Genomic DNA, 19,083 nt, shown 5'->3' with positions numbered 1-19,083 from the left:
TATAACGCCTGGCTTCAGGCGGCGGAGCTTGTCTCCGCCGCCTGAAGCCAGGCGTTATAACCCCAAAAATGAATAAATAAAATGATTCAATTTGTCATAGAAGTGGTATTTGAAGCTGTCTTATATATTGTCTTTAATACAATTGGAATATGCACAATTAAATTATTTACATTAGGTCAACATCCTAAAGATTTTGACTTAGCAGACTACCAGTTTAAATATATCCTTTTAGGGCTTGCAGTTAGTATTAGTATAGGGTGGTTAATAGCCAAATATATGTTATAACCAATCAGTCCAGCTGACGGCGTACCGCCGCGAGCTGACTTCAACCGTTAGCCAAAAAAATGCGCCTCTGGATCACATTCGGAATCTGTCTACTGAACCCACTTTGGTTTTGCATTGTCTTTTCCGCGTTGCCCCTTGGTTCCTTGGGGCCGATAGTTATTTTCTCTTGGCCGATAAACTCTATAATCATGCCTGCGCTGTTGTTCGTAGCCGCAAATAAGATAAAAAGAAAAGAGATACTACGATTCACATGCAAGATAGCCGCCATCCCAACCGGACTTTTCATTGCCATATTACAGCTCAATAGCTATTTCCCTCTGACAGTTTGGTTCGGGCTAGACGATTTCTACTGGATGTAAGAAATATTTGATGATCTTGAATGAAAGTGTTAGATAACCGAAACAAATCAAGGCGAACAAATCGGTGGTGGCAACGTCGCTAACGCGCCGTCGCCACACCTTATCGTTCTGAAAAAATGAAAATTCTGCTATTAGCCTTTATATCTGTCCTTCCATTAGTCTCTTCAGGACTTGAGGAACTCGAATATTTTCAAGAAAAACATGATAAGTCTTTTGAAGGCATAAATCCTTTGGATACCTACAAAGATCCAGACCAATTTTATACTGCGATAGCAAAGAATTTGGGTGTCCACACTATTGCTTTTGATGCTGTTCGCAATGAATACGGATGGGAAAAGAAAGAGAATGAAATTTTTCAAGCGATTGTCAGGCGCTCTACTGGACTGTGGGTGATAATGGTATACCGCTTGGAGTTTTCTCCAGAAACAAAGAAAACCAAAATGGAATCAATGGTTACGCGATGGGTGAAAATTGATGATGAACTTAAAGTCATCTACTGCGGGAAAGAACAGAATGAAACCAATAATCAGAACAAATCGGTGGATGTAACTCCGTGACCTGCGGTCACTGCGCACATCACCTTAGGCGTTCTAGAGTGGCGCGGGGACGCGCCTGCGCTACCTTTGGTGAGGGAAGGGGCTGACTCCTATGACAGTGTGCTTGCTTTGCGCTTGCCGCAGGGCGGTGATTAGATAAAACGCCAGCATGCTCCGATTCGCAGAAGAAATTACTTTGCTTGCCCTTAACGACGAAACCGGTGTCATGCACCGCACCGTCTCCCAACGCGCGTATGAATACGCCATTGCGGGGGCACTGACGATGGAGCTGGCCTTTCTGAACCAAGTCGACACTGATGCGGAAAATGTGACCCTTGTGGACGCCAAGCCCACCGGTGACCCGCTGCTCGACGAAGCATTGTCCATTCTCAAGGGGCTCGGCAAGGAGCCATCGATTGTGACGGCCATTGAGGCGCTGGCTGCCAAGGCTGGAGATTTCGAGCCACGCATTTTCGCCGGACTCGTCCACAAAGGCATCCTCGAAGCGCGCGAAAAGCGTTTCTTGTGGATCAAGGGCGAGCGCACTTACCCGATGATTAATGGTAAGGAGGAGACCGAGGTTCGCACCCGTATCCGCATGACCATTCTGGCCGAAGGCGCGATCCCCGGCCCACGCGATGTGGCCATCATTGCGCTCATGGAGGCGACCAAGCTTTACCGCGTGGTCTTTGTCCGCGACGAACTGAGCCACTGCCGCAAGAAGATCCACCAATTCGCGCAGATGGACTTCATCGGCCAAGGCATCGCTAAAGCGATTGAGCAAGCCGCCGCCATCGAAGACGAATCCTAGGCCTAGGCCTTCTTCGTCGCTTCTGGCGCGCACCTGATTCACGCAACTATCCAGTTGCACATTTTCCACGCCGGGCTTTGCTGCGTCCGCAAACTTTGCTGTAGTTTCCATTTTGGGGGCAAAAATAGCCGAAATGGGGCATAAAAGTATCAGTTTGCTTTTCCTGTCCGCGCAGGCCAATTGTCAGACAATCGCCCAGGACCCGCTTGGTCATTGCCCTGGAAGGCGAATGCTTGATTAGGCAACAAAATACCCCCCCCTCAACTCATCCCTACTAAACGGACAATTTTCGCCGCCCACCGAAGACGCGATTTCCCCAACAAAAGGGACGGTTTTCGGGGCGTTTTTATCGCTTGCGAGACTTCCCCCCGCTCGCCAACATACCGGCCATGCATGCTCGCCCTCAGTTCGATCACATCCTGCGCGCCTTCGGCGTTTTCGCTGCATTCCTGGCGTTGATCGCCATTGCTCCAACGGCTGCCCAAGCCGAAACAGAGCTCGCTCAACAATCCTCCGAAGCCTTTGAACGCGAAATCAAAAAGACCGTTCGCGCCCAGTATTTGCTCTACCTTCCAGAGGGCTACAACGCAGACCAGGACAAGCGTTGGCCGCTAATGATCTTCCTCCACGGCTCCGGTGAACGGGGCGATAATCTGAAAAAAGTTGCCAAGCACGGCCCCCCTAAACTCGTCGAACAAGGTAAGGAATTTCCGTTCATCATCGTGTCCCCTCAGTGCCCACATGGCGGCTGGTGGAGCACCGAACTACTGAACGCTTTTTACGACGACATAATGGAAAAATACCGCATCGACCCAAGCCGCGTCTACCTCACCGGCCTGAGTATGGGCGGAAATGGCACTTGGGCCTGGGCCGCAAATAACCCCGAAAAATTCGCCGCCATCGCCCCCGTCTGTGGCTGGGGCCCAGAAGTGAATTACGAAAAGCTCGCCAGCATGCCCATCTGGGCCTTCCACGGTGATCAGGACCAAGCCGTTGCCTTGGAAAAGGGGCAAAAAGTCATTGATGCCGTTACCAGTGTCGGCGGAACGCCAGAGTTTACCATCTACGAAGGCGTGGGCCATAATTCTTGGGACCCCGCCTACAGCAACGATGCACTCTACGATTGGCTGCTCTCTCACTCCAAAGATGAGCAAGCCTCAGTCAAGGAATAGACCCGCCTTTCAGCGTCTTAGTAGTCAGCCGTTTATTCAGCTTACCTGCCGCCGAGCATCCGGGTTTGCGCGGCGAGATAGTCCTCAGCAGTCACAATGCAGTCCAAGTGGCTCGGGTCCTTTGGATCAACCATTTTCACGTCGTCTTCTAGCCCAGTAAGAATGCGCTTCGGGGAGCGTTCCCCAGCCTTGGCATTGTTAAGGAGTTGTTCCTTGAACCTGTTTTCGTAGATCGTACAAAGCGGTTCCGGGCCACCATCATGAGTCCGAAAGCACGTGGCCAGTTTATCCTTGTCCCGGGCGTCGAGGATTTCCTTGACGGTGAAAATGTTGATAAAGGGCATGTCCACCCCAAGCACGAGCCAGTCTTTGTCCCGGTGATAGAAGAACGCCGAGAGAATGCCGCCCAACGGGCCAATCTCTCCCATGCGGTCGATGATGGGCTCCGCCCCAACTGTGTAACCCTGATCTTCGCGCACGGAGATGAAGACCTTTTCGCAATAACGCTTGAGCATGCCGATGCTACGATCAAGCTGCAATTGGCCTTTATAAACAAGGGTGGCTTTATCTCGACCGAGGCGGCGGCTACGCCCCCCTGCGAGGACTAGGCCGTAAAGATTTTCCTGCACAAATGACATGGCTTGGGTGCTATTGGTCGCCCGCCGGGACGATGGTCACGACGTCGATTTGGGTGAAATCAGGTTTGGACTTTAAAGGATCAAAATATGCTGCTTCGCGTTCCGCACGTTCCGGGGAAAAGTCCGGCAGAACAGTGGCAGTGGCGTTTATCCCAGATTGAGCATTCGACGTGCTTTGGCAACCCGTTTGCATCAATACGCTAAGGAAAAGTGCAAGCACAACGGAATTTTTACCCAAACGTCGCATCGGATAAGAATTGATTACTCGGCACTGGCATTACTTGCAGCATTGGCGATATTAGACTCAAGGGCTAGTGGGGCTGAAGGAAGCAGCGTGACTAACGCCAAATGTAAAAGCCAGTAAAAAGCCTTTCGTAGCCTACCCTGCAAAGGCGCTATTTTTGGAGACCGGGGCGTATATAAAGAGCAATATACAGACTACCCCCTAGCAATCCTGACCGGGGGCCGACTCTAGCTAAGCCATGCCTTTTACCTGAATTAAACATCTCCCTAGATATCTATTATTCAAAGAGATAGGGAATCCCCGATCAGGAATTATTTTGATATATCGGCGACAATTTGAGAGTATGTTAACCATGCAGAAAAGAAGACCAGACCTCTCCGCGCTCAATCACATGCCGCTAAAGACCAGCGTATCAAATCATGAATCCCGGCCGGTTCAAACCGTCGGATTGATGAAGCTGGCTGGTGTCGAATCAAAGCCCGCCTCTCGCCTTGGATTACTCCGACGCGTCCTTGGTCGGAAGACCGTGTAAATTCGTTCGCACGCCCTTGCGATCCTCAAGATTCCCTTGTATAAGGGAGTCATGTTTCGATCTATTATCTCATTTGCAGGGGCACTATTAGTATTAGCTAGCGTAAATTGCGCTGCGGAAGAGCTTAAATTAGGGGCTGAGCTACCCGCCGTCACGGTCCTTGACGAAAATGGGGCCGAAGTAAATTTGGGCGATTACGCCGATAAACCTTACTTGTTGGTTTATTTCTATCCAAAGGCCAACACGGGCGGCTGCACCAAGCAAGGTTGTAGCTTGCGAGACGCCTATACAGAACTGACCGCCATGGGCGTAACCGTTATCGGAGTTAGTACAGATAGTCCTGAGGCACAGAAATCGTTTAAGGATAAGAACCATTTCCCCTTCACGCTTCTGGCCGACCAGAAAGCAGAGGTGGCAGGAGCCTTTGGTGTGCCAATGATGGGTAATTTCACTTCTCGCCAAGCCTATCTCTTTGCCAATGGCAAACTGGTATGGCTGGACAAAAAGGCTTCAACCCAAAAGCAGGCAGATGACGTTAAGGCGGCCATCAGCGAGCTCTCTTCATAAAACACGGGCAGCCTCACTGACAACCACGACAATTAAAAAAAGGCCGATGGTTTCCATCGGCCTTAATCATTACTGATCCGCTAGCGGCTCTAGCGAATAATGGAAACACCAACCAACATTAAGGCGCTCAGTGTGAGGCAGACCAAGCCAGCGCCCTTAAGTCCCCAAACAACCTTTGGCATATGGCTAAAGTCCTCGTCCTTGAGCGGGCGCATGGTCTTTGCCAACATGTAGTTCTGGTAGCGGACCGCTAAAGCGTCACGCGGCGAAAACAGCAGAAAGCATCCCAAGGCTGCTGAGCCAATGGAAAGGATGGAAAAAGTTAGCCAGAAGACTCCCTCGATCATAATCGATTTTGGTAAGAAATTAGAAATTAAACAGTATTAAGTAACAGCGCGTTAGATAAATACAACAAAAACCACACATCTGCACCGTTTTCGCACACTATATACACCTTCGCTAAGTGAAACAATTCAGTCAGTCTCCGGAAATCAGCCTAATCACTCGGCTGCCAAGACTTAAGCTCACTCATCAGGTCCCGAGCGGCCGCGGCATCCTCAAATCGCTCCTCTTGGACTGCATTTTCGAGCTGCCTCTGTAAATCACGTATGCGATTCTCGACTATAACTGAGCTATAAGCACCTTTGGGAATTTTTCCACGGTGAACCGTGTCCAAATGCAGTCGCTTGAGCGCTGGTTCGATTTTTTCCGAAAATGTATCGTAACAGTCCGCACAACCAAATCGACCAGTTCGTTTCCAGTCCCGCAGGCTGAAACCACAGCTCGCGCAACGCATCAAGCTGGAGTGACTATCGGCCTCTGCACCATTTTCGGCATCCAGTAACGCATATGCACCTGGCGATAGAATTCCAAGCTCCTCAGCGTGTGCTAAGCAATAGGCGCTGTGCGCCATGTGACCAGTTTTGACCAAGTTGACATAAACTTTGGCCACTTCGCCACAAATCAAACACTTCTTTTTACCACTCACACCATTAATATGCCTGAATTTCGTCCGTTTTGCAATCCATGTCCGTATCATCTATCTTTTTTATGAGAAAAATTCCTTTTTTCGGAACAAGTCAGGCGGATCTCAGTCTAGATAAACGATAAATCACACTTTTCTTTTGAGGAGTAGGCTTTTTTTAGAAAAATATTTGACATTGGCATAAACGAAGCTAGCTTAAGCAACATAATCAAATTTCTCCTACGGGAGATGGGGTAACAAGCAACGAGATAAAGTAGAAAACAATGGCGGGCGGTTTAGGGGTAGGCCGCCCGCCTTCAATTTCGAAAAGCGTCTTCCATCCGGAAGACGCTTTTCCTTTGGTCAAATACCTCAGCCACTCAGAGAGCGCCCGCTCAAGATTAAAGTTCCTAAGTAGCGCAACAGCTTTTCAGCTCAAAACGGCTTCCACTAGAAGTGCATGACGCAGGTCAGCTCTGAGCAATCCGTGACGCCTTGCTCTCCAAAATTTTTTTATGAGTGGCATGCCTAATCTCGGTGATTCGTGAGAATCCCATCGATTCGTAAAACTTGCTAGCTTGCTCAGAGTCAGTCTTCAAAGTAATTTCCCTGAAGCTAAAGCATGCCTCTTTCAAGATGTGATCTACCAGTTCCCTTCCAATGCCCTGTCTTCTTTGATCTCTTCTAACGTACAATCTCCTAAGCCTAGCGACTGAGCAATTTTCCAAGAATGGATCGATGTTGATACCGCCAATTGCGATCAGCTCGCGTCTTCGCCAATAGGCGTAAATCGCTTCTCCTTCTTTATGGAATCTGTTGGCACCGTTGTTCCACTCAGTTAAAAGCCTCCCTAGAAACCGATAGCCTTCGGTTTCGGATTCACACGCAAGATCCTCAATCTGCGGATAAGGCAATGTTTCTAGCTTCGTGATCATTTTTGGCAAACAATTCCATCTAGCGAACAATTTCGCGTATAGTATGCAGTCAAGGGCTTACTGAATGAAGATAGATTTGCTGCAGTGAGGTCGTGTTAAACAAAAAGCCCGGCTCTTATCGAACCGGGCTTTCTAAGGGAAGGATACGATTAAACTTTATCGTAGTCGCCCTTGCAAATTTTGGCAATGACCGAGTAGCTGATCTCGCGAGCTTTGGCCACTTTGTTCATTGAGGTACCGCCTGCAACTTCATTCTTGATGGCGTCGCGAAGTTCTGCGGTGACCTTCGTGCGGCGACGGCGTGGAGCGCCATCAGCCTTTTTGGCCCCGCTACCCTTTTTACGACCACGGAACGTAATGCCATAATGCTCAATAAGTGCTTCAACTAGAGCCTTGGGCGTTTCGTATTCACTCGCCTTCACGAGTTGCTCAAGTTTTTGAGCGGCAGCCTTCTGTTCTTTGGCAAGTTCTTTCAGCTCTTTTTCTCGAGCAGCTAGCGCTTTTTTTTCTGCTTCAAGCGCTTTTAATTGGTCAGCTATTTCCATGGTTTTACTTTTAGGTTAGACTCGGGTAAAGTGTGTAGAAAAATAGGCAATTGAGTATGTTCGCAAGCCATATTTTAAACTTTAAACCACATATGCCTATTTAATAATGTGAAGCATGCGCTATGATTTCACTCATTAAAGAGTAATGCGAATATGCGCCATGTTATCAGTCAAACCACCTTCGCGTCGCCCGCCATGTTTTTCAAAAAGACGTAGCATAGGCAAGTTATCGGCAGCCACGAAGGCCCACAGGGACTTCAACTCACGGCGTTTTGCAATCACCATCATGCGTTTCAATAACAAACTCCCTAAGCCTTGTCGGCGGACAGATTCATCGACGACAAACGCCACTTCAGCCGTTTTTCTATTATCATCCAAATAATATCGCCCCACTGCGCGCAAGCGCTGACGCGGACCGCGCCGCTCAAATACACCGAGTGCAAGATTGCTTTCTTGATCAACGCCGACCAGTTCGCTAGCGCGTTCACGCGACATGCGCTGCACGCTGTAGCCATAGCGTTTATGAATGGTCTCCGCTGAATGCGAATAAAAGAACTCTTGCAAATGACGCTCATCAGATGGGTGAAGAGGCCTAAGAACATAGTCATTTTCATTCGTGCGAATTCGCTCAAATTCAATTCCACCAATTTCTTTTACTGGGCGTGGCACGAGCTTTTCATAAGCGGCAATTAATTTTCTTTCACGCGCATTACGAAGCAATTCTTCACGGAAATCAGGATGCGACACTTGGATAAGTTCCAAGGCGCGCTCACGCACATTACGACCACGCAGGGTCGCGATTCCAAACTCCGTCACCACGAAATGAATATCTGCCCGGCTGCCTACCAACCCTGCCCCTTGCGAGAGAAAGGGGACAATGCGCGACTTCGCGCCGCCTTGCGCAGTGGACGGCAGTGCGATGATCGGCAGGCCATCCGGGCTTAGCACAGCACCACGGGTGAAATCCATCAGCCCGCCGATGCCACTGTAAAATTTGCCGTCCACCGAGGCCGCGACTTGCCCGGTTAAATCGACCTCCATTGCGCTGTTGATTGCCACGACTTTGTGGTTCTTGGCAATTTGGGCTATGTTGTTGGTATATTCCGTAGGCCGAAACGAAATATGCGGATTCTCGTGGACGAAGTCATAGAGCTGCCGCGAGCCCACGCAAAAAGACGCCACCGTGTGCCCGCGGTTAAGCTTTTTTTCGGAGTTGTCGATCGCTCCAGCCTCAATGAGTTCGCGAATGCCGTCACTGAACATCTCGGTGTGCACCCCCAAATGGCGATGATCCTTCAGGGCGCGAATTGCACGGTCTGGCACGTCGCCAATGCCAACCTGAAGCGTGGAGCCATCTTCTACCAGTTGAGCAAGGTACTCACCGATCTTCTTCGCTACGGTCTCGTGCCCTTCCGGTGCCCATTCGGGCAACTCGGCTTCGGACTCCAGCATGTAATCAATTTCACTGACGTGCAAAAACGTTTCGCCAAAGGTGCGCGGGAGGCGCGGGTTAATCTGTGCCACGACCACTTGCGCAGCGCGACAGGCGGCATGAACCACATCAACGCTGACACCCAGCGAGCAATAGCCTTGGCTGTCCGGCGGGGAAACCATCACCAACGCAGCCCGCAGCGGGACCACCCCTTCCAGAAACAAGGACGGAAGCTCGCTCAGAAAACACGGGGTATAGTCGGCATTGCCTTCATTAACCGCATCACGGATATTCTCGCCCATGAAAAAAGCATTCGCGCGAAACGTGTTTCGACGCTTTTCGTCAATCCAGGGTGTTGGCCCATAGGTCCTGATGTGCGCCAGTTCAATGTCCGCCAAATGCGATTGCGCAGCAAGCAGTGCATCCACCAAGGCATGCGGGCAAGCGGCTCCGCTACCAATGAATAATCGGCTACCGGCCGGCGCGATTTTAGGCCAATCTTTTTGTGTTAAGGATTGCACTGTCTGGCAGCCTACGCGCCCGCCCGCTGCTTTTCACGCTTATATTTACCGCCAGCAATTTACTTGGCTCAAGAACCGCATTTGCTTCACGCTCTTATTAAGCGATGTAATGAGAAGCACCCGGCGCTGGCGAAAATCCTTCGGCAGAACGCCATCCTCCCGGCAAATCGCCAGAAAGCACGCACCGGCCAACCAGCCCTACTTAAACAGAGGCTTTTCGCGTTCGTATTTTTCTTCGTCCAGAACGCTCAGGAAAAACCATTTGCGCTGGTAGGCGTAGGCCAGAAAAGTGCCCCCGCCCAAAATGATCAATGTTGCTATCCAAATCATGCTTCTACTTATCACATGAATAAAAAAAAGCACCAGTGCCTACCTTATTTTAAAAATATTTCACGTATGGGGAAATTCCAGAGTCAATGACATCCTCCCGCCGAGAAGTCTGCCCCTTCTATTTAGAACCTACTATTTTTCCTACTTTAACCTTTAGCCTTTAATCTTTAACCTTCCCCAACCATGTCCCTTGATCTCAAAACGCGGCTCCAAGAGCTGGCGCAGGCGGAAGGCTTTGATGCCTTTGGTGTCGCGCCGTTAGAGGCAGAGTTGCGGCGGGAGTATTATCTGCAATGGATCGCTGAGGGGCAACATGGCGAGATGTCTTGGCTCGAGCGCAACAACGAGCGACGCCTGGCACCAGAAAACATTATCCCCGAAGCGCGAAGCATTATTTGCCTGGGCTTAAATTATTATCAGCCCGAACCCGAGCGCCGCGGCCGCATTGCCAAATACGCGCTGGGCGCGGATTACCACAAGACGGTTCTGCAAAAGCTCAAGCGCCTATGCCGCGTCATGCGGGAAGAATTTCACGGCGATCAAAAACCCTACGTCGACACCGGCCCCGTCATGGAAAAGCCCATTGCCGCGCAGGCTGGCTTAGGTTGGCAGGGCAAGAGCACGATCCTCCTCAATGGCGACCATGGCACTTGGCTATTCCTCGGATTCATCTTCACCACGCTTGAGCTGCCCCCCGACGAACCCGCCCGCGAACACTGCGGCAAGTGCACGCGCTGCGTCGACGCCTGCCCCACGCAAGCCATTACCGGCCCCTACCAGCTTGATGCCCGCCGCTGCATTTCCTACCTGACCATTGAGCACAAAGGGGCAATCCCGCTGGAGTTTCGCCGCGCAATCGGTGACCGCATCTACGGCTGTGACGAATGTCTGGACGTTTGCCCGTGGAATCGCTGGGCCCGCATCACCCAAGAAACAAAGTTCGCCCCCCGCCCCTACCCTGACCTACACGAAATGCTCGGCTGGACCGAAGACGACTTTACCGCCACCTTCGCTGGCACGCCGATCAAGCGCGCTGGCCTCAGCCGCTGGCGGCGCAATGTCTGCGTTGCCTTGGGCAACATCGGCGAGACAGATGATTTACCCACGCTAAGAAAAATCGCCGACTCAGACGACGCCCTCGCCGCCGAACATGCACAATGGGCAATCAAGGAGATCGAAGACCGGGCAAACGCATTGTGCGGATAAATCCCCTTGGCAAATCTCCCCGGCATAAAGACATCGAAGGTAGCGCAGGCGCGTCCCCGCGCCGCACCTCTGCCTCTCCCCAAAACCGATCCTCCTAGCACCGATAATACCCTTATTCTACCGTCTGGCCACGCGCCGCTGCGCAAAAAACTCCCTTGAACCTGTGGTTGGGTGTTGCCGATTTTTGAAAGCCTGTTCTGTTGATTGAGTGAACGCTAATCCCTCGATGACGCCCGCCACGTTTCATTCAAACAGCGAAATCCCCGCCGAAACACGCAAGGGGCTCGCCTATTCCCGCGCTGCTGGAGTTGCCGTGGGGCTGTTCTTGATCGCTCTGGTTCCGTTCAACGCCGCGCGCTGGGGAGGGCATCAGCCGCCCGCCGCCCTGCTCAACGCCGAGGCCATTTACTTCTTGGTCTACGGTGTGCTGCTCATTCTGCCGTGGCGCAAAATCACGGGAAAAATGCTCTGGCGCACGCTCTTTACGCTGCTAGCCGTGCTCTCGGCGGGCTTTGCCTTTTTGATGGTGATCGACCTGATGTTTCAGAACCTTTACGCCTCGGAAGCGGGCCTGAAACCAGCTCCGCCAGCCTGCCAAAGCCTGATGATTTTCACGGCGCTCATCCAGGCCCCAACCGTGCTGTTTTTACGTCATCCACACGCACTTCGCTAGAAAATAGCGCGTAAACCATTGCAGGTCAAAGAATTGCAAATAATGTGAACAATAAGTCACAATGAACTTGCGTCCCCGTTAAAATCTGGGAAAATTGCTCAATAATCTACTTTAATAAATAACCAATTACATAACGAACCATGGCCGCAGCAAAGAAAACCACCACGACAAAATTCACCTCTGACAAGCGCGACAACAAGGCGCTCGATTTCGCGATTTCCGCTATCAACAAGCAATTTGGTGACGGGGCCATCATGAAGATGGGTGAGGCGGCCAAGAAGAACATCGAAGTCATTTCCACCGGCTCGGTCGCACTCGACTTGGCGCTCGGCGTAGGCGGTCTGCCCAAGGGGCGTATCTGCGAAATTTATGGCCCAGAGTCTTCAGGTAAAACTACTTTCTGTTTGAGCATCATCGCCCAAGCCCAACGTGAAGGCGGTAATGCGGTGTTTGTAGACGTGGAGCACGCGCTCGACCCCCGTTATGCGAAAATTGTTGGTGTGGATCTCGAAAATCTGATGGTCGCCCAGCCCGAATCCGGCGAAGACGCCCTTAACATCACTGAGACGCTGATCCGCTCCGGCGCAGTCGATATTATCGTGATCGACTCGGTCGCTGCCCTGGTTTCAAAGAACGAGCTCGACGGCCAATTTGGTGATTCAACCGTCGGCCTACAGGCCCGCATGATGAGCCAAGCCATGCGCCGCCTGACCGCCGCCATCAACCGCACGCAATGCATCTGCCTGTTTACCAATCAGATACGCGAAAAGATCGGGGTTATGTTTGGCAGCCCGGAAACCACCCCCGGTGGCCGTGCGCTGAAGTTTTTCTCCTCCGTCCGCATGGACATCCGTCGCATTGGCCAGATCAAGTCGACTGATGGCTCCGTCATCGGCAACCGCACGCGCATGAAGGTCGTGAAGAACAAGGTAGCCCCCCCCTTCACCGAATGCGAATTCGACATCATGTATAATGAAGGCATCTCCCGCACAGGCTCCGTCCTCGACCTCGGCATTGAGCACAAAGTGCTCGAAAAGAAGGGTGCCTGGATCAGCTACAAGGGCGATTTGATCGGCCAAGGCCGTGAAAATGCCAAGGAATACCTCGCCCAACACCCGGAAGCGATGAAGGAAATTACCGAAATCATCCTCGGCAAAGTCGAAGTCCATGGCGGTGACTCAATTGCGAACCTCGACGACGAAGACAGTGCCGACAGCGAAAACGAGAAGAATTAGCCCCCCCCCCCCCGCGCTCATATTTAGCCACGACTCGCGCTATTGAAGTTGATCTCACCGAAAACTGAGTTATATTATCTATAACATGAGCGCCGTCGTCAGTAAGCATCCGTTTCCGATCACGACTCCCCAACGCCGTGACTGGCTTTTGCCAGTCATGCTCGCGCCAAGCCTCTATGTCATGCTCAGCTTCGCGGTTTATTGGGGGTCAGGAAGCGCCATGCTCTGCTCCCCCCCCCTCTTGCTCGTCATCGGGATACTCGCAATCATCTATGGTGCACGGTCCATTTACCGCGAAAATCACGAGTCTCGTCATCGCCAAGTCTGCCAGTACTGTGCGCTCCTGACCCTGATTTACCTACAACTGCTCCTCCCTCGCCTTTGGGGTTGGCCAGCTAATTAATCTTTAAGCGTGAACTTTCCGCAGGCGCTGCTTTAATGCGCCGCCATGCCTATGGGTGATACCATCGTGGCTTCAGCCACACCTTACGGAGAATCTGCGCTCGCTGTCGTGCGCATATCAGGACCACTTTGCCCGCAACTCGCGGCCGATTGCTTGGGCCCTGAATTGTCCGCCAATCCACGAAAAGCCTGCCTGGTTAATTACAAGTCGCTGACTGGCAATATTTTAGACAACTGCCTCGCTGTTTATTTCCCCGAAAAACGCAGCTATACTGGAGAGCCTTGTTTGGAATTATCCCTACACGGGAACCCGCTTATCGTACAAAACGTGACTGAAGACCTCTTGGCCCGCGGCTGCCGCATGGCTGAAGCAGGCGAATTCACACGCACGGCTTTCCTCAACGGCAAGCTGGATCTCAGCCAGGCAGAGGCGGTTGCAGATTTGATATCTGCGCGGAGCGATCAGGCATTACAGGTTGCCCGGCGACAACTTGACGGAGCAATTGGGCGGAAAATGCTGGAGCTGACCGATCGCCTCTTGTCGGTCATCGCAGCAATCGAAGCCTACATTGATTTCCCTGAAGAGGATTTACCACCCGAAGACCAGGCAGGGCCAACGTCCGCACTTGCTGCCCTCTCTTGCGAACTCGGAGAGCTCATCGAAACCAGCCATTACAAAACGTTGCTCCATGAAGGCATCCGCACGGTGATCATGGGGGAGCCCAATGCCGGCAAAAGCAGCCTGCTCAATGCTCTCATGGGCGAAGACCGAGCAATTGTCAGTGCAGAGCCCGGCACAACACGCGATTTTCTTACCGAGCGAATCATGATCGGCAGCTACGGTCTACAATTGGTCGATACCGCCGGCCTGCGTGAGACATCTGCTGACATTGAGCGCCAAGGCATTGCGAAAACACTCCAGCAGGTCCAGGACGCTGACTTCCTGCTCGTTGTTGTCGATCAGTCCTCCCCTGCCCCACACTTCCCCGATGTTGTCGAGAAACGCCTACTGGAGCATCGCGTGCTCGTCGTAGAGAACAAAATCGACCTACCTCCCCACCCCGCCTTCATCGACGTCCTGCCCGGCCATCCGCGTGTGCGCGTGTCTTTGACTGAGGGCGCTGGCCTGAGCGAATTGCGAACGCGCATCCAGCAAACACTGGAAAGTGACCGCATGGCACCCGGCCCAGACGAATTAATGGTCTCCACCCGCCATGCGAACGCCTTACGACAGGCACGCATTGCCATTGACGAGGCCCGCACTGGCTTACGGGATGATTGCCCCGCTGAATTAGCTGCCGCAGGGCTACGTGACGCACTAGCCTGCTTTGGCGAAGTGATTGGCAAGGTCGATAACGAAGACATGCTCGATAAGCTATTTGCTGCATTTTGTATAGGAAAATGAAACCACCGCTCAAATTTGGACCTAATTCACCTTACGAGGTGATCGTTTGTGGCGCAGGCCACGCTGGCTGTGAAGCCGCATTAGCGGCGGCGCGCCGCGGCGCAGATGTGCTCTTACTAACCGGAAACGTCGATACAATCGGCCAAATGAGCTGTAATCCAGCGATTGGCGGCCAGGCCAAAGGCCACATGGTGCGGGAAATCGACGCTCTGGGCGGCGAAATGGGCGTGAATGCCGATACGACTGCCATCCAATTTCGTTTGCTTAATTCATCCAAGGGACCAGCCGTCCAAGCCCCACGGGCACAATGCGACAAAAAGGCCTATCAATTCCGCCTAAAACACACCATCGAGCTACAGTCTGGGCTGACGCTGTTTCAAGCGATGGTCGAAGGCCTGATTTTCGAGGGCGACCGCGTCGTGGGTGTAAAAACGAGTTTTGGCACCGAGTTTTACGGAAAAACGGTCGTCGTGACAACTGGAACCTTCCTCCGAGGGCTAATGCACATCGGCGACAAGAAAAATGAAGGCGGCCGTTTAGGCGACTTTAGCGCCAAAGGGCTATCGGCGAGCTTTTTGGAGGCCGGAATTGAACTTCAACGCCTCAAAACGGGCACACCGCCGCGAATCATTGGTTCGAGCATCAATTTTGAGCAGTGCGAGCGCCAAGACGGTGATGCAGTGCCAACACTGTTCGCATTTTACGATACACGTTTAGGCCGGGAACTGTTCCACGTGGAACAATCGCAAGGTGGGGCAGGGGACATTGCCGAGGAATTGTTCCACGTGGAACAATTTGGCCAACGGAAGGTAGGCTGGCATCCAGGCAGCGATCAAGTTTCCTGCTGGTCCACACGCACGACAGCCCAGACTGCAGAGGTCGTTCGCTCCAATTTACACCGTTCAGCACTCTATGCAGGAGCGATCGAAGGGGTCGGTCCACGCTATTGCCCGAGCATCGAGGACAAATACGTCAAATTTGAGGACAAATTGTCCCACATGGTCTATTTGGAGCCTGAAGGGCGCTGTACGGACGAATGGTATGTAAATGGGGTCAGTACTAGCCTTCCTTTTGACGTTCAACTCGATATGCTTCGCAGTATCGAAGGTTTGGAAAATGTGGTCATGCTACGCCCGGCCTATGCGGTGGAATATGATTTTGCTCCACCCACACAGCTTTTTCCGTCCCTCGAATCGAAGAAAGTGGAAAACCTCTTCTTTGCCGGACAGATCAACGGCACCTCGGGTTACGAAGAAGCTGGGGCCCAAGGCCTAGTTGCTGGCGTTAATGCCGTCGCAAAAATACGTAACGAGGCCCCGCTCATCATTGGACGCGACGAGGCTTACATTGGCGTGCTCATTGATGATCTCGTCACCAAAGGAACCCGCGAGCCGTATCGCATGTTTACCAGCCGTGCCGAGCATCGATTACTTTTTAATCACGGCAGCGCAGAGATTCGCCTCCTAGATCAAGTCCGTGCCTTTGGGCTTGTCGATAATGTGCGTGCTGAGCGAATCGCGGAAAAATCACGGGCAGTACACCATTGGACAGAGGAGCTGGAGCGCATCCGAATCAAAGGCGGCCTGGCCGGTGACTTAGTCCGCAAGACAGACGATCTCGCGACCATCCAGCTACCACCCAACTTCCTGCTCTTAAGTCAGCCGATTCAGGCCGAGGTCATCTATCGCGTAAAATACCGTGGCTACTTGGAGCGTGAATCCAAGCACATTGCCCGGCTCCGAAATTTGGAGAAAATCAAACTTCCGCGTGATTTGGATTTCTTAAAAGTACGTGGCTTGCGCAAGGAAAGCGCGGTCAAGCTGAATGAGGTTCGTCCGCAGACACTAGCTCAGGCTGGCCGTATCAGCGGTGTCAATCCGGCAGACATAAGCCTCTTGCTCATTTCACTTCAAGCGTCAGCAGCAGAGTAGTGGAGGACAAATGCTCTTTTCTTCAATGAAATGTGACGTTGCCGGTGCCGCCGTAACACGAGCGTAACCCGGCCGTAACCGAGATTTTGCTAAACTGTATAATTCAACATAAACAACTTTCAAGCAACGACTTACGGATCGCCGTAACAATGTTTTATCGACAAGTTGTTGATCAGTCTTACTTTAGTAGTTGGCCCAGGTGAATTGATTCGCCTAATTCAGGCCGCATGATGAGCCAGGATGGTGAAAAGCGAATACTTGTAGTCGATGACGAACCCGATGTCACCGAGTTGGTGGAATATAAATTGCGCCAAGCGGGTTTCCGCGTGGCAACGATCAACGACCCGCTGCTCATTATGGGCAGGGCGCGTGAATTTCAGCCAGATTTGATTATCCTCGATATCATGATGCCCGAGTTGAGCGGCATTCAAATTTGCCGGATGCTTCGTGCGGACCCAAGCATGTGCGACATCCCCATCGTCTTTCTGACGGCGCGGGGCGAGGCAGAAGACCGCGTGAAGGGTCTGGAGACAGGCGCAGACGACTACATCGGCAAGCCCTTTGATTCGCGCGAACTATTGCTTCGTGTTTCCGCTGTACTTCGGCGCATGGAGCGGCCCAGCAGCGATGAGCCGGGCAACACCTTGTTGATCTCCAATGTCATGCTTGATGTGGAAAAACATCGACTCACGCTCTCGGGAACACCTGTTGAGCTGACCGCGACTGAATTTAAGCTCCTCCGCCTACTAATGGAGCGTAAGGGCAGGGTGCAGAGCCGCGAGCATCTGCTGGTCAATGTATGGAATTACGAGGCAGACATCGAAACGCGCACAGTTGACACGCACATCCGCCGCCTACGGGAAAAACTAGGTCCGGAAGCAGGAATTATTGAAACGGTCCGTGGTGTTGGCTATCGTGCGGTTGATGGGCATTAGTGCCTGCCGCCAATGACGACTTTCCTGAGCATATTATTTGCTGCGATTGCAGCGTTTTACTACTTCCGCCACCGACGGGTACGACGGCTGTTGCTAACAGTGGTGGACGCCATTGAGGACCGCCGCCCGTATCTATTTGAGGAAGATGGCAACTGGGCGAAGGGCATCGGGCTGGATCGCCTCGCCAAACTGGTTAATGAGCTTCTGGCCGAGCATGAACGCTCCTCGCGACAAGAGATCGGCTACCTGAGGCAAATCGAAACGACACTCAGTAATTTAACCGAGGCCGTACTGATCGTAGATGATCGGAGTGCCTTGGTCATGGCCAACCATGCCGCGCGCGAGCTGCTCGGGCTGGAGCCCAATTGCGAAGGGCGACGCCTTGAGGGCCTGCTCAAAAGCGCAGGCTTCCTAGAGTTCATGGAATTGGCCGAAGCCGGCTCTGCACCTGCTTGGCAGGAGATCGAAATCTCACGGGGTCGTGACAACTTGTTTGTGGAGGTCGCTGGAGCGCGCATTCCAGAGAGTGACTCCGAGGGCCGCCCATTAACCCTCTTCGTGCTCCACGACATTACCCGGCTCAAAAAGCTAGAAAACGTCCGCCGAGAGTTCGTTGCCAACGTCTCCCACGAATTACGCACGCCAGTGACTGTCATCAAGGGATTTACCGACACGCTCATTGAGGACCACGAACAGCTGCGCTCCGATGAGCAGCTGCGCTTCCTGAACAAAATCTCCAAGAACGTCGAGCGCCTGCACCTGCTACTTGAAGACTTGTTGACGCTCTCGCGCTTGGAAGGCGAGGCGATCACGCTCAACCGTCAATCCTGCTCGGTTCGCAAGCTCATCCACGACATTACGGAAAACTTCTTGCCGCGCCTCAATCTTGATGAGCAAACCCTCATCTGCGACCTCGATTCCGAACTCGACGAGGTCATCATCGATCCGATCAAATTCTCTCAGGTGCTACAAAACACCTTGGACAACGCGATGCGCTACGCCAAAGGCTTCTCCCGCATCATTGTCCGTACTGGACGAGACGGGGGCTACTTCCTACTGGAGGTTGAGGACGACGGCTGCGGCATCCCGGATAAGGACATGCCACACATCTTTGAGCGCTTCTACCGGGTCGACAAAGGGCGTTCGCGCGAGCTGGGCGGCACAGGCCTAGGCCTGAGCATCGTCAAGCACGTCATCCAGCTACACGGCGGCACGATTGCCGCGCAAAACGTAACCGGCGGTGGCCTACGCATTACCTGCCGTATTCCAATGAAGCCACCTCATCTCAAGGGCGACCTCAACCTGATGGCAGCAGACTTAATCGATTAAGATTACCTTGCGAAAAATAAAAGTGTAGACGGACTGCCTGTCCACAGCATGCTCGTCGCCCATCACCTAACCTATAATTTTCGCCCTTTAAATTCC

21 protein-coding genes are annotated in these 19,083 nt (G+C 52.3%); 13 read left to right on the top strand and 8 right to left on the bottom strand.

The features are described 5' to 3' along the window. Nucleotides 1–760 precede the first annotated feature (760 nt). The 3 genes from IE065_RS03415 to IE065_RS03405 all read left to right on the top strand — a co-directional run bounded on the left by IE065_RS03415 (nt 761) and on the right by IE065_RS03405 (nt 3,163). Nucleotides 761–1,201 (top strand): hypothetical protein, encoded by a 441-nt coding sequence (locus tag IE065_RS03415; RefSeq protein ID WP_189511846.1) that lies wholly within the window; start codon nt 761–763, stop codon nt 1,199–1,201. A 148-nt stretch (nt 1,202–1,349) separates the two neighbouring features. Next, nucleotides 1,350–1,991, top strand: coding sequence for a GOLPH3/VPS74 family protein (locus IE065_RS03410; protein WP_189511844.1), 642 nt, complete (start codon nt 1,350–1,352; stop codon nt 1,989–1,991). Nucleotides 1,992–2,380: 389 nt separating this feature from the next. After that, nucleotides 2,381–3,163 (top strand): carboxylesterase family protein, encoded by a 783-nt coding sequence (locus IE065_RS03405; protein WP_189511842.1) that lies wholly within the window; start codon nt 2,381–2,383, stop codon nt 3,161–3,163. Between the two features lie 41 nt (nt 3,164–3,204). On the opposite strand, the gene IE065_RS03400 is transcribed toward IE065_RS03405, so the two are convergent. Further along, a complete protein-coding gene (locus IE065_RS03400) occupies nt 3,205–3,801 on the bottom strand; it encodes an NTP transferase domain-containing protein (protein ID WP_189511840.1) in 597 nt (198 codons plus the stop codon). A 10-nt stretch (nt 3,802–3,811) separates the two neighbouring features. Next, complete coding sequence (locus IE065_RS03395; protein ID WP_189511838.1) at nt 3,812–4,048, bottom strand: hypothetical protein; 237 nt, start codon at nt 4,046–4,048, stop codon at nt 3,812–3,814. A gap of 349 nt (nt 4,049–4,397) precedes the next feature. Between IE065_RS03395 and IE065_RS03390 the strand changes: the two genes are divergently transcribed. Both IE065_RS03390 and IE065_RS03385 read left to right on the top strand, forming a co-directional pair. Then, on the top strand, nt 4,398–4,577 hold the full coding sequence (locus tag IE065_RS03390; protein ID WP_189511836.1) for a hypothetical protein: 180 nt from the start codon (nt 4,398–4,400) through the stop codon (nt 4,575–4,577). Between the two features lie 51 nt (nt 4,578–4,628). Then, the gene (locus IE065_RS03385; protein WP_189511834.1) at nt 4,629–5,144 is read left to right on the top strand and encodes a peroxiredoxin; all 516 of its coding nucleotides are present in this window, start codon (nt 4,629–4,631) and stop codon (nt 5,142–5,144) included. A gap of 89 nt (nt 5,145–5,233) precedes the next feature. Here IE065_RS03385 and IE065_RS03380 read toward each other — a convergent pair whose 3' ends face one another. The 6 genes from IE065_RS03380 to IE065_RS18190 all read right to left on the bottom strand — a co-directional run bounded on the left by IE065_RS03380 (nt 5,234) and on the right by IE065_RS18190 (nt 9,871). Beyond that, the gene (locus IE065_RS03380; protein WP_189511832.1) at nt 5,234–5,491 is read right to left on the bottom strand and encodes a hypothetical protein; all 258 of its coding nucleotides are present in this window, start codon (nt 5,489–5,491) and stop codon (nt 5,234–5,236) included. A gap of 149 nt (nt 5,492–5,640) precedes the next feature. Next, nucleotides 5,641–6,057, bottom strand: coding sequence for a UvrB/UvrC motif-containing protein (locus tag IE065_RS03375; RefSeq protein ID WP_189511830.1), 417 nt, complete (start codon nt 6,055–6,057; stop codon nt 5,641–5,643). A gap of 521 nt (nt 6,058–6,578) precedes the next feature. After that, complete coding sequence (locus tag IE065_RS03370) at nt 6,579–7,043, bottom strand: GNAT family N-acetyltransferase (RefSeq protein WP_189511828.1); 465 nt, start codon at nt 7,041–7,043, stop codon at nt 6,579–6,581. Nucleotides 7,044–7,192: 149 nt separating this feature from the next. Further along, on the bottom strand, nt 7,193–7,588 hold the full coding sequence (locus IE065_RS03365; RefSeq protein ID WP_189511826.1) for a hypothetical protein: 396 nt from the start codon (nt 7,586–7,588) through the stop codon (nt 7,193–7,195). Nucleotides 7,589–7,723: 135 nt separating this feature from the next. Further along, complete coding sequence (locus tag IE065_RS03360) at nt 7,724–9,541, bottom strand: GNAT family N-acetyltransferase (RefSeq protein ID WP_189511824.1); 1,818 nt, start codon at nt 9,539–9,541, stop codon at nt 7,724–7,726. 198 nt (nt 9,542–9,739) lie between these two features. Beyond that, entirely contained in the window at nt 9,740–9,871 is a 132-nt protein-coding gene (locus tag IE065_RS18190) for a hypothetical protein (protein ID WP_267908241.1), read from the bottom strand. Between the two features lie 183 nt (nt 9,872–10,054). On the opposite strand from IE065_RS18190, the gene queG reads away from it, so the two are divergent. The 8 genes from queG (at nt 10,055) to IE065_RS03320 (ending at nt 18,987) form a co-directional block, all read left to right on the top strand. After that, complete coding sequence (gene queG, locus IE065_RS03355; RefSeq protein WP_189511822.1) at nt 10,055–11,077, top strand: tRNA epoxyqueuosine(34) reductase QueG; 1,023 nt, start codon at nt 10,055–10,057, stop codon at nt 11,075–11,077. Between the two features lie 226 nt (nt 11,078–11,303). Then, entirely contained in the window at nt 11,304–11,750 is a 447-nt protein-coding gene (locus tag IE065_RS03350; protein WP_200163431.1) for a hypothetical protein, read from the top strand. 140 nt (nt 11,751–11,890) lie between these two features. Continuing rightward, nucleotides 11,891–12,985 carry a recombinase RecA gene (gene recA / locus IE065_RS03345; RefSeq protein WP_189511817.1) on the top strand — a complete coding sequence of 365 codons (1,095 nt, stop codon included), beginning with the start codon at nt 11,891–11,893 and terminating at the stop codon, nt 12,983–12,985. A gap of 85 nt (nt 12,986–13,070) precedes the next feature. Further along, complete coding sequence (locus IE065_RS03340) at nt 13,071–13,388, top strand: hypothetical protein (protein WP_189511815.1); 318 nt, start codon at nt 13,071–13,073, stop codon at nt 13,386–13,388. A 45-nt stretch (nt 13,389–13,433) separates the two neighbouring features. Then, nucleotides 13,434–14,792 (top strand): tRNA uridine-5-carboxymethylaminomethyl(34) synthesis GTPase MnmE, encoded by a 1,359-nt coding sequence (gene mnmE / locus IE065_RS03335; protein ID WP_189511813.1) that lies wholly within the window; start codon nt 13,434–13,436, stop codon nt 14,790–14,792. After that, nucleotides 14,789–16,723 (top strand): tRNA uridine-5-carboxymethylaminomethyl modification enzyme MnmG/GidA, encoded by a 1,935-nt coding sequence (locus IE065_RS03330; protein WP_189511811.1) that lies wholly within the window; start codon nt 14,789–14,791, stop codon nt 16,721–16,723. The genes mnmE and IE065_RS03330 overlap by 4 nt, the downstream gene beginning before the upstream one ends. Nucleotides 16,724–16,950: 227 nt before the next feature. Then, nucleotides 16,951–17,658, top strand: coding sequence for a response regulator (locus IE065_RS03325; RefSeq protein WP_189511809.1), 708 nt, complete (start codon nt 16,951–16,953; stop codon nt 17,656–17,658). A gap of 12 nt (nt 17,659–17,670) precedes the next feature. Continuing rightward, on the top strand, nt 17,671–18,987 hold the full coding sequence (locus IE065_RS03320) for a sensor histidine kinase (protein ID WP_189511807.1): 1,317 nt from the start codon (nt 17,671–17,673) through the stop codon (nt 18,985–18,987). The last annotated feature ends 96 nt before the right edge of the window (nt 18,988–19,083 follow it).

This window comes from Cerasicoccus arenae (assembly GCF_014651635.1).
GTDB classification, from domain to species: Bacteria; Verrucomicrobiota; Verrucomicrobiia; order Opitutales; family Cerasicoccaceae; genus Cerasicoccus; species Cerasicoccus arenae.
Note: the sequence above shows the minus strand (reverse complement) of the source record. Positions and strands in the feature narration are given on the sequence as shown.

Bases quoted from the DNA above. Each gene is read 5' to 3' on its own strand.
- IE065_RS03415 (WP_189511846.1), top strand. From the start codon at position 761: ATGAAAATTCTGCTATTAGCCTTTATATCTGTCCTTCCATTAGTCTCT.
- IE065_RS03410 (WP_189511844.1), top strand. From the start codon at position 1,350: ATGCTCCGATTCGCAGAAGAAATTACTTTGCTTGCCCTTAACGACGAA.
- IE065_RS03405 (WP_189511842.1), top strand. From the start codon at position 2,381: ATGCATGCTCGCCCTCAGTTCGATCACATCCTGCGCGCCTTCGGCGTT.
- IE065_RS03400 (WP_189511840.1), bottom strand. From the start codon at position 3,801: ATGTCATTTGTGCAGGAAAATCTTTACGGCCTAGTCCTCGCAGGGGGG.
- IE065_RS03395 (WP_189511838.1), bottom strand. From the start codon at position 4,048: ATGCGACGTTTGGGTAAAAATTCCGTTGTGCTTGCACTTTTCCTTAGC.
- IE065_RS03390 (WP_189511836.1), top strand. From the start codon at position 4,398: ATGCAGAAAAGAAGACCAGACCTCTCCGCGCTCAATCACATGCCGCTA.
- IE065_RS03385 (WP_189511834.1), top strand. From the start codon at position 4,629: ATGTTTCGATCTATTATCTCATTTGCAGGGGCACTATTAGTATTAGCT.
- IE065_RS03380 (WP_189511832.1), bottom strand. From the start codon at position 5,491: ATGATCGAGGGAGTCTTCTGGCTAACTTTTTCCATCCTTTCCATTGGC.
- IE065_RS03375 (WP_189511830.1), bottom strand. From the start codon at position 6,057: ATGGCGCACAGCGCCTATTGCTTAGCACACGCTGAGGAGCTTGGAATT.
- IE065_RS03370 (WP_189511828.1), bottom strand. From the start codon at position 7,043: ATGATCACGAAGCTAGAAACATTGCCTTATCCGCAGATTGAGGATCTT.
- IE065_RS03365 (WP_189511826.1), bottom strand. From the start codon at position 7,588: ATGGAAATAGCTGACCAATTAAAAGCGCTTGAAGCAGAAAAAAAAGCG.
- IE065_RS18190 (WP_267908241.1), bottom strand. From the start codon at position 9,871: ATGATTTGGATAGCAACATTGATCATTTTGGGCGGGGGCACTTTTCTG.
- queG (WP_189511822.1), top strand. From the start codon at position 10,055: ATGTCCCTTGATCTCAAAACGCGGCTCCAAGAGCTGGCGCAGGCGGAA.
- IE065_RS03350 (WP_200163431.1), top strand. From the start codon at position 11,304: ATGACGCCCGCCACGTTTCATTCAAACAGCGAAATCCCCGCCGAAACA.
- recA (WP_189511817.1), top strand. From the start codon at position 11,891: ATGGCCGCAGCAAAGAAAACCACCACGACAAAATTCACCTCTGACAAG.
- IE065_RS03340 (WP_189511815.1), top strand. From the start codon at position 13,071: ATGAGCGCCGTCGTCAGTAAGCATCCGTTTCCGATCACGACTCCCCAA.
- mnmE (WP_189511813.1), top strand. From the start codon at position 13,434: ATGCCTATGGGTGATACCATCGTGGCTTCAGCCACACCTTACGGAGAA.
- IE065_RS03330 (WP_189511811.1), top strand. From the start codon at position 14,789: ATGAAACCACCGCTCAAATTTGGACCTAATTCACCTTACGAGGTGATC.
- IE065_RS03325 (WP_189511809.1), top strand. From the start codon at position 16,951: ATGATGAGCCAGGATGGTGAAAAGCGAATACTTGTAGTCGATGACGAA.
- IE065_RS03320 (WP_189511807.1), top strand. From the start codon at position 17,671: ATGACGACTTTCCTGAGCATATTATTTGCTGCGATTGCAGCGTTTTAC.